This window comes from Colwellia marinimaniae (assembly GCF_002207865.1).
Taxonomy (GTDB): domain Bacteria; phylum Pseudomonadota; class Gammaproteobacteria; order Enterobacterales; family Alteromonadaceae; genus Colwellia; species Colwellia marinimaniae.
Genome location: NZ_BDQM01000002.1, coordinates 21,801 through 36,192, shown reverse-complemented (window position 1 = coordinate 36,192; position 14,392 = coordinate 21,801). Strand labels below are relative to the sequence as shown.

Below are 14,392 nucleotides of genomic sequence, written 5' to 3'. Positions count from 1 at the left end.
ATAGTGCTTTAAGCTTATAAATTTATACTAGGCCAGACTATTTTGGCTACAACACCATTTAAGTTATTGTTAGTTAGTGTTATTTTGTTATTATTTTTATAGATTATGTAGCTAGCATGATATTATTGTACTTTATGATAAACAGCATTCATATGGTGAATGATTCTTGCTGCTGAGTGCTGGTACCCCCTTTTAGTTAAATAATTGCTGCAGTAACGGTACTAACCAAGGGCTGATCAGTGCGGTAAGTAAGGCGGATAAAATCAAGGCAACTGAACTGTAAGCGCCATGTTCAGCACTAACCCTAACTAACACCGCGGTACCAATAGCATGACTGGCACTACCTATGGCCAAACCCTGAGCTTTTGCGGAGTTTACCCCAATAAAGCTAAGCCAAGCAGGACCGAGTAAACCGCCAAATAGCCCGGCAAGCAAAATAGCAAAAGTGGTAATGGAGCTATCACCAGATAATTGCTCGGTTAACGTAATACCAATAGGTGTGGTTACTGATTTAAGTGCTAATGCTATGGCTATTTCAGGGGCTTTAATAAAGATCATCGCCATAATAAAGCTGACTGATATCACCACTATAATACCTAAGGCTAAGATAGACATGATCTCCCGCCAATGAAATTTTATCTGTCTGAGCTGTTGATAAAGTGGGAAACCTAGGGCAACAATCGCTGGTTCTAACATAAGATTAAGAAAGTAAGTTGCTTGGCTATATTGCTGATACGTTATATCAAGAAAAAGCAGTAGGGGTACTAATAAAATGATGGTAAGCAACATCGGGTTTAACCAAATTGATTGCCATTTTTGTTGAAGTTTTGCGGATAATTGATAGGTGGCAACCGTAGTCAAGGTGATGGCGATACTTGCTAAAATAGGCGTGTTAATTAGCACACTATCAAGCATTATTTTCACCTGCGGATGTACTGTCATCATCGGGTACAGGTGTAATAAGAAAGCGTTCACTGAGACAACCTATGACCGTCAGTAAAAGAAAAGTCGAGCTAAAGATAATGGTAATCAAGGCTATGCCGTGTTGTTGTATTAATTGAAAATGATTAATAACACCAACGCCGGCAGGAACAAAACAAACCCCCATATTTCTAATAAGCCACTGATTAGTAACGCTAACCTTATGCGGGCTAAACCAGTTTAGTTGTAAAAAAACAGCATAAATAACCATACCGTATAAGCTTGCTGGTAGGCCTGACAATAAATAGTTAACAAGCTTTCCTAGCAGTAAACTAATACTGATGGCAAAAAGGGTATAAAGCACATTTTTCATCGTCAGTTATTTATTATTCTCACAAGTTTGTGCCGCAGCAATGACTAATTTTCTAAACCAAATATGGCTGGCATCGTGATGTAATAAGGGACTCCAGATCATTTTTAACTCTATGTCGGGGATATCAAAGGGCGGTTTTAGAATAGTATAGTTACTGTCATTCTTGTGTAACATCGCCGCTTTGGTCGGTAAAGTAGCAATTAAATTATCTTCATAAGCAAATTGCATAGCAACATGGTAATTACGGGTAAAAACTTTAATGTCACGCTTCTTACCTAAGCGGGCTAGCGCTTCATCAACCCAACCGAGCTTTTGCACATCTTTAGGATCCATACCCACGCCAACACCAAAGCCAGTTTTTGAAACCCACACGTGTTTTGCGCTAAGGTAAGCGTTTAAATTAAATTTATTGACTAATGGGTTGTCAGCGCTTAATAAACAGGAAAAAGAGTCACGCCAAATTGTTTTTTGATGGAAAGATTGTGGCAATTCATCAAAACGGTTAATCGCCATATCAATTTTACCTGCCTCTACATCATGAAAGGTAACATCACTTGGCGTCATAATGTCTAAGGTGATATTAGGGGCTACTTCATTTAAAGACCTTAGTAGCGTAGAGAGCAACGTTGAAGCAGCATAATCACTGGCCATGATCCTAAAAACACGTTGACTGTTAAATTCGTTAAATTCTTCCTCGCCTTGCAAAGCTTCTTCTAAATCAAGCAATATTTTACGAATACTTGGACCTAAAACGCGAGCACGTTCTGTCGGGACCATGCCATTAGAAGTACGTACTAAAATGGGATCGTTAAATAAAGTCCTGAGCCGTTTTAAGCCATTACTCATCGCCGGTTGGGTAATATTAAGCTGGCTTGCTGCCCGAGTAACATTCTTTTCTCGCAATAATACGTCTAAATAAATAAGTAGGTTTAAATCGATTTTAGAAATATTCATGTCGTTAATGGCTCTCTCGATAAATATAAGTCAGGTAGATATAAGCTAAATTAAGAGCTAATTCAATGTGTTTTTAGCAATATAGTGATAAAAAAGTGGTTGATAAGTGGCATAACGGCAAGTTTTATTCATTGTGTGAATGATGGTAATAGTAAATATATATTTTAAAAATACCCTAAACATAGGTTATTGTTTTTGTAGTCCGGTTTGAAAACTTACTTTTTAATATTCACCTTAAGGTTTGACCCTTTGATTTAAGGTCTCAATTAGCAAGTTAATCAGCCAATACTAATAACACCTATTTAATCTACAACAAGACTTTTGGAGAATGATATGTCTAACTATCAAAGTGCAATTGAAGCAGTTAAAGCCATTAAGGCACAAGCGGGTAGTTCATGGGCCGCTATTAGCCCTGAGTCTGCTGCTCGCATGCGTACCCAGAACAGATTCAAAACGGGTCTAGACATCGCTAAATATACCGCAGACATTATGCGCAGTGATATGGACGCTTATGATGCTGATAGCTCTAAGTACACTCAGTCTTTAGGTTGTTGGCACGGTTTTGTTGGTCAACAAAAAATGATTTCTATCAAGAAACATTTTGATGGTAAAACAGACCGTCGTTATTTATACCTTTCTGGTTGGATGGTGGCGGCACTTCGCAGTGAATTTGGACCTCTTCCTGATCAATCTATGCACGAAAAAACGTCGGTAGCCGCTCTGGTTAAAGAGCTTTATACCTTCCTACGTCAAGCTGATGCCCGAGAATTAGGTGGTCTTTTCCGCGAACTAGATGCGGCAAGCGATAGCGACAAAGCTGCCATCCAAGACAAAATCGATAATCACGTTACTCACGTAGTGCCAATTATTGCCGATATCGATGCGGGTTTTGGTAACGCGGAAGCCACTTATATCATGGCAAAACAAATGATCGAAGCCGGTGCTTGTGCCCTGCAAATTGAAAACCAAGTTGCAGATGAAAAGCAATGTGGTCATCAAGACGGTAAAGTAACGGTTCCTCACACTGATTTTCATTCCAAGATCCGCGCCTTGCGTTATGCTTTCCTAGAGCTAGGTGTCGACAACGGTATTATCGTTGCACGTACTGACTCTGAAGGTGCTGGCCTGACCAAAGAAATTGCGGTGGTTAAAGAGCCGGGCGATCAAGGTGATATATATAACTCATTCCTAGACGTTGAAGAAATTGACGTAGCTGATATGGCACAAGGCGATGTCTGCTTTAACCGTAACGGCAAGCTTGTTCGTCCTAAACGTTTGCCTTCTGGTTTATACCAATTCCGTCAAGGAACCGGTGAAGAGCGTTGCGTATTTGACAGCATCGAAGCAATTAAAGCGGGTGCTGACTTGCTTTGGATAGAAACAGCCACACCAAACGTTGCCGATATCACGGCAATGATGAACGAAGTTCGTAAAGAAATTCCGAATGCTAAACTGGTTTACAATAACAGCCCATCATTTAACTGGACGTTAAACTTCCGTCAACAAGCATATGACGCTATGATCGAGGCGGGTGAAGATACATCGGCTTATGTTCGTGCTGATTTAATGAATGTTGACTATGACGAAACTGAATTATCTAAACGTGCGGATGACAAGATTCGTAGTTTCCAAGCGGATACTGCACGTGAAGCCGGTATATTCCATCACTTGATCACTTTGCCTACTTACCATACCACAGCATTGTCTGTTGATAACTTGGCGAAAGAGTACTTTGGTGATGAGGCTATGCTGGGTTATGTTAAAGGTGTACAGCGTAAAGAAATTCGTCAAGGTATCGCCTGTGTTAAGCATCAAAATATGTCAGGCTCTGACATGGGTGATGATCACAAAGAATACTTTGCTGGTGAGAATGCCCTTAAAGCTGGCGGCGCGAACAATACGTCTAACCAGTTTAGCTAGATTCCTTACTAACTAGTTAACTAATAAAAAACCAGTCTTAACGACTGGTTTTTTATGTTTAATGAGCAGTGGTTTAAGTTTTCATAAGCAAGAAATAGACAATAAAAAAGGCTGCTTTCTAAAAGAAATAACAGCCTTTTTGACTATTAACTTAGCGATAAAACAACTAAGTTCTCAAGCTGTTCACCGTATACCGGTTGGTATTAGAAGCTATAAACTAAGGTCACTGATGTTTCAGTGTTAGTATTTTCAAAACCTTGTTCTACTTCAGTATCGTAATCAACACGAAAAGAAAACTTGAATTGTAAAGATTCCATTAGCTTGGTAGTCAATGAAGTCTCTGATTTATAGACACTGTTTTTACCAGACTCGAATGCTTGTTTGGCAACAAAGTATTGTTTGAATTCAACAAAGTCATTGATTTGTTTAGTGTATAACGCTTGGGCTTGCACAATGGCAGCAGTTTCACTGCTTTCAATAATTGCGGCAGTTGTTGCTGTCGCCGCTATTGCGCGAATAACGTCGTATTTTACACCTGGGCCAATATCAGCGAAAAATGAACTAGTTTCAGTTTCCCACCAGTGACGACCCCAACCAAAAGAAGCTGAAGTTTGGTATTGAAAACTACTGAACTTATCTTGTTCATAATAAGCGCTGCCGTAAAGGTAGTTTTTACCACCTTCTTCTAGCGAGTAGTTAGTCTGCCCTAGGATGTCCCATTTATTATCTGTGCTTTCAAAAGACTTTTCTTTTGTTATTTTATCTTCTGTTTCAAGCTTCTTAGCAAGGGCATTAAAAGACAATGAGTTTAACCATTGTCCTGCTTCATGTTTAAGATTTATACCCGCTTTGATATCACCAGTTTTGGTATTACCCGTGGTAAATAAAAACCCTAATTCTGCCGAAATAGTTAATGATGATTTTTCTTCATCAACCGCTTCTTCAGCCAAGGCATATTGGCCAGTAAAAGGTAATAACAGCAGAGCTGCAGCAGCTATTTTAGATTTCATGTTCATCCTTAAAAAATGATAATTGATCAGTTAAAATGTTGGAGGGATTAATTTTTCGCGATCCTATCAAATTTTTAGATGACAGCCAACTTGTAAACTTATGTAAATGAAAAAATCGTAATAAGTTTTACCTTATTGCGATAACTCAGTTAATTAAACAATAAATATCATCATGTTAATTTATGGCTCTGTTGTTGTTTAGTGTCGGCGAGTAAATAAGCGAGACGCATAAACCCATCCATGGGGCTCTGCACAAGCATCAGGACAGTGTGCTCCTGCACTGTCTAGTAAGGGTATATCCATATACCGTCATGCTTGTGACGCTCGCTTTTATCACACCACCAACACTCACTATAAAATCAATAACTTACTATATTACCAACACCTAACTACAACACAGCTTAATTTATTAATACCATATAGCTGAGAAATATTTTACCGACTAACTAGGCTCAGCAATTAGTGTTTTAAACTCTGAGTGGTAACAAACTTAATTGATTTGGTATAATTAAATGAAAAATTAGCCAATAAAATTGAGCTAGGTTACCACTAGCTTGATGTTTTGGTGATGGCAGTAATAAAATTCCACAACCATGGGCTGAGCGCGGCGGCTATGCTGGTTCGAAAAACATGTTATCTACTCTGTAAGTGCTCTATGGCCATGTTGATTATCGCCTGCTGTTGGCAAATATTGCCCAGCCTTTAAAGCCGGCTAATGGCAGAAGCAAGGTGCTATTAAATTTTTCGGCCTGCGCTAGATAAGGTTGCTTGGTCCGCAGTGTTAAGGTGCAACGCTTGATAAAAAGATGAACATAAGCCTGTCCTTGGCACCTTTGCTAAAGCCAGCTTGGTATAATATCTTGATTGATGATTTCTTCATAACTAGGGCGCTTTTTCACTATTGCAAATTTACTGCCTTTAACCATTACTTCTGGCGCCAGCATACGGGTATTATAATTTGATGACATAACCGCGCCATAGGCCCCACAGCTCATAATGGCAATCAAATCGCCGGCATTTGACTCATGCACTTGCCGCGCTTTGGCAAAGGTATCGCCAGTTTCACAAACAGGCCCAACGACATCATAGGTTTTTAGTGATTTTTTAGCCTTATTGACGGCAAAAATTTGATGATATGCATCATACATACTGGGTCTGATTAAATCGTTCATACCAGCATCGAGCAGTAAAAATTGCCGTTCTTCACCCTCTTTTACAAAAACAACACTGGCTACCAGAATCCCCGCATTGCCCAATAGCGAGCGACCCGGCTCGATAATTATTTTGCAATTAAGTTGGCCAAGTTGGGCGTTGACTATATCGGCATAGGCTTGCTTGCTGGGAATAACTTCATCACGGTAGGTAATGCCTAAGCCACCACCAACATCAATTACACTAATGTCATGACCATCGGCTCGAAGCGCAGTAACCAGTTCGGCAATACGTTGGTAAGCTTCGGCAAAAGGAGCCAAACTGGTTAATTGCGAGCCAATGTGTACATCCACACCTTGAACTTTTATGCCGGGTAACGCTGCGGCTTTTTTATAGGCCAATTGTGCCTTGGAAATAGGAATACCAAACTTGTTTTCTGCCTTTCCGGTGGAAATTTTTTCATGAGTTTGCGCACAAACATCAGGGTTAATGCGAAAAGCAATCGCTGCTGTGGTATTAAGTGAGCTGGCAACTTTCGATATCAACTCTAGCTCAGGCTCCGACTCAACATTAAATTGTAAAATACCTAAGGATAACGCGTAGTGGATTTCATCTTGGGTTTTAGCCACCCCAGAATAAACAATTTTATTTGGGGGGATGCCAGCAGCAATGGCGCGACGAATTTCTCCCATAGATACCACATCAGCGCCTGAGCCCAATTTTGCTAAAGTGGCAAGTACCGCTTGGTTGCTATTCGCTTTTACTGCATAACAAATCAGAGTGTCTTGAGCGCTAAATGCCTGTTGATAATCTTGAAAACTTGCTTCAATGGCCGCGCTTGAATAGCAATAAAAAGGTGTTTTTACCTGTTTGGCAATATCACTAATAGCAATATCATCAACATACATTTCATCATTTTTGTGTGGGAAGTAGCTAACTGGTGTCATAGGGTAATCATGGGTCTTGAGCAAAGATAATGTAGCTCAATTTATGCTAACTGGTGGCACTATTCAAGGGCTAAGTGTAATAAGGTCTGGGTAAAAAGTTATAGCTCATAACTGGTATCGAATGGGCTAGGTGTTTCCCTACTGCATTTAATCGATTCAGCCGGGACTTAGACGGTTAACGTGGAGGTAAATATTATCTCTATTGCCACTTGAGGGCGTTACTTGAGCTAGCTAATTTAACTAAGCTCAAGTTGATTTTAGTGAATTTCCGCGGTTCTTTAGCTTAGCTGTGCCAGAGCCGACTGTAATTCATCAAGTAGGTCCGGATTAGTAATTTCTTGTTTGTCACTATCAAAATTATCAAAGAAACTTGGAATGGATAAACTCGCTTTTACATCCGCGGCAAAATAAGGCGCTGAGGCTGTTGCTGCGGTTAATACTGTGTTAGCGCCACCGGGGCCTGGAGAGGTAGCCAATAAAACCATAGGTTTATTTTGAAATAACTTCATGTTGATGCGTGAGGTCCAGTCAAATAAGTTTTTATAAGCTGCGGTATAAGAGCCATTGTGCTCAGCAAAAGAAATGATAATAGCATCGGCTTGGCCTAATTTAGCGTAAAAAGCTTTGGCAGCATCGGGTTGACCTAATTCATCTTCTCTATCTTGACTGAATAAAGGCATTTCATAATCGTTAATATCTAATATTTCTACCGTGGCATCAGGTACCAGAGAAGCGGCATACGTTGCTAATTGTTTGTTGATTGACTTTGAGCTGCTGCTGGCTGCGAAGGCTAATAATTTCATAATGATGCGTCCTGTAATTATCTAAATAATTTAGATATATGATTAATTCAATACTTAATTCAATACTTAGTTCAATGGTAAATAAGTGACTAACCCTTTGGTTTAGTCTTAAGATGTGAGTAGTATACAGCTATAACCAAACGTAATTAATACCCTTAAATGATAAAAACTATTTCCATATGACTCATAATCACGATTCCAAGCTATTTGACGGCATGGTTATCTTTACCCAAGTCGTTGACTGTGGCAGTTTTTCTGGCGCAGCGATAGCGACCGGGCACTCAAACTCCTACATTAGTAAAACACTCAATAAACTTGAAACACGTGTGGGTGTACGGTTATTAAATCGCACTACTCGCTCTATCAGTTTGACCCCAGAAGGACAAGTTTACTATGAGCAATGTCAGCAGCTGGTCTTTGATGCTCATGATGCGGTGTCTTTATTAAAGCAAAGTCATATTGAACCTAAAGGTGTACTTAAAGTGAGTTGTCCAACTTCCTTTGCCCAAAGCCATTTACAAGAGGTGGTGTCAGCGTTTATGCACCAATACCCGCAAGTAAATCTGGAATTAGACTTAAATGATCGACATGTCGATCTAGTTCAAGATGGCTTTGACTTAGTCATTAGAGCAACAGAGCAGTTGGCTGAATCAAGTTTAGTTTGCCGTAAAATATATAGCTGTAAAAGCTATACCGTGGCATCACACGATTACCTTAAACGCTTTGGTGTGCCTACAACGGTAGCGCAACTCAGTGAACACCAGTGCATTTGTTATAGTAATTTAAAGCAAGCTAATAAATGGAGCTATAGCCATAACAATGGCACACATAGCCAAGTTGAAGTGAAAGCTAAGTTATTATGCAACAGCGCTAGTATGGAGTTGGCCATGGTACTTGCAGGTCATGGTATTTGCCGCTTACCTGAATTTGTTATGGAAAAAGCCCTGCAACAGCAACAATTAGTTATCTTACTTAACGATTATATTCCTCCAACTATTGATGTTTATGCTATTTACCCCAGTAGAAAACACTTATCACCTAAAGTACGTTGTTTTATTGATTTACTGGTTGAAAAAATGCCTAAGGTTGCGCTTTAATTGATTAGCCATGAGTAAAGTATTGCTCAGCTATATTCAACTGATGATTGCATGCACTGTTTTAGTAAAGTACAAAACTCATTCAGCTCACGGTCAAGGGCTGTTTCAGGCAGAAATAAATGGTAACCAAAGGCCTGATGTAACACGGTACTGTGGTGAAGAAATGCGGCTAAGGGGCCGATCAGTGACTCTCCTGAAGATAATTGAAAAGGTTCGAAATTAAGCTGACTTTGCTCCAGGCTAATTAACTGTTGTTGAATAGCAAAGGCTAATAAGGGCCTTTGTTCATGAATCAGGCGATTGGCTAAGCGCGGCGAAATTTGCTTGGCCAGAGTCGATAAATGTTTTAGACGAATACCAATATAGGGTAACTGTACTTGTATAAAACCTAAGCTTTCATTCATTAAAGCAATGCGCTGTATCTGTTGCCAGTTAACTTGCCAGTGGCCATAGCTATGTTGATATCTTATGCCTTGAGGATTAAGGCATAAACTATATTTTGGTTGCAGGTACTTAGCTAATCCCGTGATAAAAATGACCAATGAGGTAAGGTAGATAAAAATCAACACCAGCTGATATTGTCGCCAATAGCCTTGGCTAAATACTAAGATCATAATAAATAGCATGAGCGCTGTTAACATTAAAAATATGGCATGGTGATTACTTTGCGCTTTAATCTTTATAACAGGTAATTTATTTGTCATTAGCCACACCTCTCACACCTAGGGGCTTACTTGAGCAAAATTATTTTTAAGTTACCGACAGGTTTTCTTAATGGTCTTATTGAGTTTTTTCTTTTGAGCCGTTAGTTGCGCTTCACTTTTAAAGCTACGCTGACCATCAGGTGACATCATATAAATTCGGCCGCCTTGACTAATGATTGCTAGCTGGCTTTTTAGTTGCTTGCAATAGCCTTTATTTTTTTTAGCTAACGTGGCCTCTTTTTGTGCTCGTTCAGCTTTCGCTTGCTTAGTCTTATTATAGTCTTGTTGCCACTGACTGTCTTTGCTGACTACATCAGCAATATTATGATTTTCTTTGGGCGTTACAGTGGTGACTTTTTCACCATCTATGGGCTTATCACTGAAGTGAACTTTGCCGTATTTATCGGTCCAAGTATAAATTTCAGCGCTTAAATTAAATGATAAAGTGCTGGCTGCTAGTAGTAAAATCGTGCCTAATAGTCTCAACATATTGATAAAATCCTTTTTAATGCTCTTTAAATCGTTATGTAAAAGCAGGAGTTCTCATTCAATATGAACCATAACATAGCTTGATCAGTATATGGCAGTTTGCAGTGAATAGTTTTATCACTTAAGGAAAACAAGGACGGTTAACAATGAAAATTTTATTGGTATTAATGTTACTTGTTGCTGGTCTTAATCTGGGTCAAGCAGGGCAAATGTATAAATACCAAGATGCTAAAGGCAATTGGGTTTTCAGTGATAAGCCGCCAGAAAAAGAACAAAGCTTTGAAACGCTAAGCTATACTCAAGCCAAAAAACCAAGCAGCAAAATTGAGCTCTATTATGTGAAAAATAGTGAAGGTTTTACCCTCCATGGCAAAAATAATTTTTATAGCGCCATTGAAATCGGCTTTATCTCACCCGTGACCCAAAAAGAAATTCGAAAAGTGATCCCCGCACGCGATAGTATTGCTTTATGTCACAGTGATAAAAATACTAGCAAGGTACAGTATCGTTGGGCACTGGGTGACCCCAGCAGTGTGGCAGATAATTACCCATACCATGCGCCTTTTTTTTCACCTAAGGGGCATAGGATCAGCCAAGCCTTTAATGGCAGCTTTTCTCATACCGATGATTATAATAAATATGCAGTAGATATCGCTATGGATGTGGGTACTTACTTAACTGCTGTGCGAGCAGGCACAGTCGTTTGGGTGAAAGATGATTATCATATGAGTGGCACTACTCGCTACTTCCGCGATAAAGCTAATGTCATTAAAGTGTTGCATGATGATGGTACTTTTTCATCGTATGCACATATCTTGATGGCTACTGCTTTGGTTAAGGAGGGAGATAAAGTGGCCGTTGGCGATAGGCTGGCACGTTCAGGGTCGTCAGGTTTTTCTACCGGCCCACATCTACATTTTTCTATTATTAAAAATGCTGGGTTAAAAAATATTGCCATACCCTTTAAATTTATTGATAAAAAGGGCAGAGCATTTACCCCCAAAAGAGCAATGATTATGGTCGGAGCCAGTAAACCCTAATGTGCTCTTTGCCATTAGTCGCCATATTGTTGTGCAAAATAACTTTCAATAATAAGTCGGGCCGACTCAGCATCAATATTATCCTTTTTAAGGTTCTTAAAGCCACCACGAGCAAATAGCTGCTCTTTAGCATCGGCGGTGGTTAAGCGCTCATCTTGAAATTCCACGTTTATACCAAAACGGCCCTGGATTCGCTTGCCAAATTTCTTAGCATCGAGAGTCAATTGCTGCTCACTACCATCCATATTAAGGGGTAAACCAACGACAATAACGTCAGGCTGCCACTCTGTCAGGTATTTAGCTAAATTGTGCCAATGTGGCATACCGTCGGTCGCTTTTATAGAGCCAAGAGGCGTGGCACTACCGGTCATTTCTTGGCCGACGGCAACGCCAATATATTTTTTACCAAAATCGAAGCCGATAACGGTACGTTGGCCAATAGGCGCTTTAGTTTTAGTCGACATTCTTTTCCTTGGTGCAATCAGTCATTAAGGGAGCCATAGTTCAGGTCACAGTATTTATGCGAAGAATTAAGCGTGGCCAATATCTGAGGATAAGTGAGCGAGATCGATTCCCAGTATTTCAGTGGCTTTTTTCCAACGTTGCTCGATAGGGGTATTAAAAAGAATTTCGCTATCAGCAGGCGCGGTTAACCACGAGTTGGCTTGCAGCTCTTGTTCAAGTTGACCGGGTCCCCAACTAGCATAACCAAGTGTTACCATAAATTGCTCTGGTTCTTTTTCAGTGCCCAAAGCCATAAGGATATCTTTTGAGGTGGTGATCATTAACTCTTTACTCAAGGTCAATGAACTATTCCAACCCGTTTGTGAGCTATGTAAAACAAAACCACGGTGTTGAGCAAGGGGGCCACCTGAGAGTACTAATTGCTTTAAGCTATTCTTGCTATCAGTTACCGCCGTGGTCTCAGTACTATCACTGTTATCAGGCAAGTCACAACTGTCGTTTTTGGCCGCTTCTACTGGCTCTATTTGCTTAAGTAAATCCGCTACGGTGATATTTACCGGCAAGTTGATGATCAAGCCCATAGCACCAGCTTTATTGTGTTCACAAATGTAAGTTACAGTCTTCTGAAAATAGGGATCAGCAAGGGTGGGCATGGCAATCAATAATTGATTTTCTAAACTCATCATTGATGGCGACTCACCTTGCTCCTGCGAACGGGTTAATTTTGTTTTTAATGCTGTTTTTTGTCGTTTTTCCATGCAGTTTAGCTCTTATTTATTGATGTTATCTTCAATGGCATCCATTAACTTGCCGCTAATATTTATTGGATAAGCCGCTTCAATTTCACGAATACACGTTGGGCTAGTCACATTAATTTCCGTGATTTTATCACCAATAACATCAAGGCCAACAAATAATAAACCACGTCTTTTCAATTCAGGGGCAATGGCATCAGCAATAGCCTTGTCGCTAACACTTAATGGTTGAGCAACGCCACGTCCGCCTACAGCCAAATTACCACGAGTTTCACCTTTAGCCGGTATACGCGCTAAACAATAAGGCATAGGCTCGCCATTAACAATAAGAATACGCTTATCACCGTCGGCAATGGCTGGCAAAAACTCTTGGACCATGGCATATTGCTCGCCATGGTTGGTTAAGGTTTCGATAATGACGCCAATATTCACGTCATCAGCTTTTATGCGGAATATTGACGCACCACCCATGCCATCAAGGGGTTTAATAATGATGTCTTTTTGTGTTTGGTGAAATTCGCGAATTTTTTTACTGCTACGCGTGACTAACGTTTTAGGGGTATAATCACTAAACCACGCGGTAAATAGTTTTTCATTACAGTCACGTAAACTTTGTGGTTTATTGACAATAAGTGTGCCTTCAACTTCAGCTCGTTCTAGCATGTAGGTTGCATAAATAAATTCAGTATCAAACGGTGGATCCTTTCGCATTAATACTACATCTAATTCACTTACCGCGATATCTTGAGGGTCAGACAATTCATACCAATGTTCACTATCATCAAAGACTTTTATTCTGTGTGTCGTCGCTCGACATTGACCTTGTTCAAGGTATAAATCTTTCATTTCCATGTAGTACAGTTCATAACCACGTTTTTGGGCTTCAAACATCATCGCCATGGTTGAATCTTTGGCCACTTTCACTTGTGATATAGGGTCCATAACCACGCCAAGTTTAATTGCTTGAGATTTTTTTTGTGTTGTTGTCATTATCTTTCCTGTTCAGTGTTAATGTTAACCTTGCCTTTATCCGTCATTATTGCAGTCTCTGCGCTAGAGTTTATGCTAAGCACTCATAGCGGTTAAAACTCATTGCTTTAAATATCAGTAGCCAATGAAAATATTTGGGCTATAACGGTAACAACGCTTCATACCCAAGCCAGCTGAATATGTGTCTTGCACAAGCCCGGTAGGGCTAATTTATAATTGCCTTTATATTACGTTATTGATTTCGATAAGGGAACAACCCTTATACCTCATCAACAATGACCACATGGATCCGACCGCTTTGCTCACCGGCACTAATGATAATTTTTTGCCATTGTTGATGCAATATAAAATATGGGCGCTTAGGTTAAAAAACAATGTAATATTGAATAAAATTACTTATCCTCTCGTTTTCATTTCATTTCATTTCATTTCATTTCATTTGATAGCAGCTAACTTGTAGCTAACTTGAACTCTGCTCTCTGACAAAAAAATACTGAAGTCAGCACAAAAGCTGCCAGTGAATTTCACTGGTTAGTTCAGTTCAGTTCAGCTACGTGACGGTAACATCATAAGTTTACTTGATATTTTTGCCGGCACACCAGCGATTGGCAATGACTACCAAGTAAATATTGCCAATCGCTGGGTGCTAAAGGTACTAAGGTGTTATTTAAAGCTGGGCTTAGGTAAAAATTAGGTGCTGCTAGCTAGTCTTTATGACTAAAACATAAACAAAAAAGCCGCTACACCTAAAGGTATACCGGCTTTTTTATGT

14 protein-coding genes are annotated in these 14,392 nt (G+C 39.8%); 3 read left to right on the top strand and 11 right to left on the bottom strand.

The annotated features are described in order from the left end of the window. Positions 1–192: 192 nt before the first annotated feature. Genes MTCD1_RS01745 through MTCD1_RS01735 form a run of 3 tightly spaced genes read right to left on the bottom strand, consistent with a single transcriptional unit; the run spans position 193 to position 2,248 of the window. Entirely contained in the window at positions 193–915 is a 723-nt protein-coding gene (locus tag MTCD1_RS01745; RefSeq protein ID WP_057180070.1) for an LrgB family protein, read from the bottom strand. After that, a complete protein-coding gene (locus tag MTCD1_RS01740) occupies positions 908–1,294 on the bottom strand; it encodes a CidA/LrgA family protein (RefSeq protein WP_057180071.1) in 387 nt (128 codons plus the stop codon). Before MTCD1_RS01740 ends, MTCD1_RS01745 begins: the two co-directional genes overlap by 8 nt. Positions 1,295–1,300: 6 nt before the next feature. Next, positions 1,301–2,248, bottom strand: coding sequence for a LysR family transcriptional regulator (locus MTCD1_RS01735; RefSeq protein WP_057180072.1), 948 nt, complete (start codon positions 2,246–2,248; stop codon positions 1,301–1,303). Between the two features lie 333 nt (positions 2,249–2,581). Between MTCD1_RS01735 and MTCD1_RS01730 the strand changes: the two genes are divergently transcribed. After that, entirely contained in the window at positions 2,582–4,168 is a 1,587-nt protein-coding gene (locus MTCD1_RS01730; protein WP_057180073.1) for an isocitrate lyase, read from the top strand. 203 nt (positions 4,169–4,371) lie between these two features. On the opposite strand, the gene MTCD1_RS01725 is transcribed toward MTCD1_RS01730, so the two are convergent. From MTCD1_RS01725 to MTCD1_RS01715, 3 genes are all read right to left on the bottom strand, one after another. Continuing rightward, positions 4,372–5,178, bottom strand: a complete 807-nt coding sequence (locus tag MTCD1_RS01725; RefSeq protein ID WP_057180074.1) for a DUF481 domain-containing protein — start codon at positions 5,176–5,178, stop codon at positions 4,372–4,374. A gap of 836 nt (positions 5,179–6,014) precedes the next feature. Continuing rightward, on the bottom strand, positions 6,015–7,277 hold the full coding sequence (lysA, locus tag MTCD1_RS01720; protein WP_057180075.1) for a diaminopimelate decarboxylase: 1,263 nt from the start codon (positions 7,275–7,277) through the stop codon (positions 6,015–6,017). Positions 7,278–7,555: 278 nt separating this feature from the next. Beyond that, the gene (locus MTCD1_RS01715; protein WP_057180076.1) at positions 7,556–8,080 is read right to left on the bottom strand and encodes an NADPH-dependent FMN reductase; all 525 of its coding nucleotides are present in this window, start codon (positions 8,078–8,080) and stop codon (positions 7,556–7,558) included. A gap of 179 nt (positions 8,081–8,259) precedes the next feature. Here MTCD1_RS01715 and MTCD1_RS01710 point away from each other — a divergent pair, with 179 nt between their 5' ends. Beyond that, complete coding sequence (locus MTCD1_RS01710) at positions 8,260–9,177, top strand: LysR family transcriptional regulator (RefSeq protein ID WP_057180077.1); 918 nt, start codon at positions 8,260–8,262, stop codon at positions 9,175–9,177. A gap of 26 nt (positions 9,178–9,203) precedes the next feature. Here MTCD1_RS01710 and MTCD1_RS01705 read toward each other — a convergent pair whose 3' ends face one another. Together MTCD1_RS01705 and MTCD1_RS01700 are read right to left on the bottom strand one after the other, a co-directional pair. Further along, positions 9,204–9,881 (bottom strand): DUF2982 domain-containing protein, encoded by a 678-nt coding sequence (locus tag MTCD1_RS01705; protein WP_057180078.1) that lies wholly within the window; start codon positions 9,879–9,881, stop codon positions 9,204–9,206. 51 nt (positions 9,882–9,932) lie between these two features. Then, positions 9,933–10,370, bottom strand: a complete 438-nt coding sequence (locus MTCD1_RS01700; RefSeq protein WP_057180079.1) for a DUF4124 domain-containing protein — start codon at positions 10,368–10,370, stop codon at positions 9,933–9,935. Positions 10,371–10,516: 146 nt separating this feature from the next. Here MTCD1_RS01700 and MTCD1_RS01695 point away from each other — a divergent pair, with 146 nt between their 5' ends. After that, positions 10,517–11,410, top strand: a complete 894-nt coding sequence (locus MTCD1_RS01695; protein ID WP_057180080.1) for a peptidoglycan DD-metalloendopeptidase family protein — start codon at positions 10,517–10,519, stop codon at positions 11,408–11,410. A gap of 14 nt (positions 11,411–11,424) precedes the next feature. On the opposite strand, the gene ruvX is transcribed toward MTCD1_RS01695, so the two are convergent. The 3 genes from ruvX to gshB all read right to left on the bottom strand — a co-directional run bounded on the left by ruvX (position 11,425) and on the right by gshB (position 13,620). Next, positions 11,425–11,874, bottom strand: a complete 450-nt coding sequence (ruvX, locus tag MTCD1_RS01690; protein ID WP_057180081.1) for a Holliday junction resolvase RuvX — start codon at positions 11,872–11,874, stop codon at positions 11,425–11,427. A gap of 66 nt (positions 11,875–11,940) precedes the next feature. Then, positions 11,941–12,561, bottom strand: a complete 621-nt coding sequence (locus tag MTCD1_RS01685) for a YqgE/AlgH family protein (protein WP_057180346.1) — start codon at positions 12,559–12,561, stop codon at positions 11,941–11,943. Positions 12,562–12,645: 84 nt separating this feature from the next. Continuing rightward, the gene (gene gshB, locus MTCD1_RS01680) at positions 12,646–13,620 is read right to left on the bottom strand and encodes a glutathione synthase (RefSeq protein ID WP_057180082.1); all 975 of its coding nucleotides are present in this window, start codon (positions 13,618–13,620) and stop codon (positions 12,646–12,648) included. Positions 13,621–14,392 lie beyond the last annotated feature (772 nt).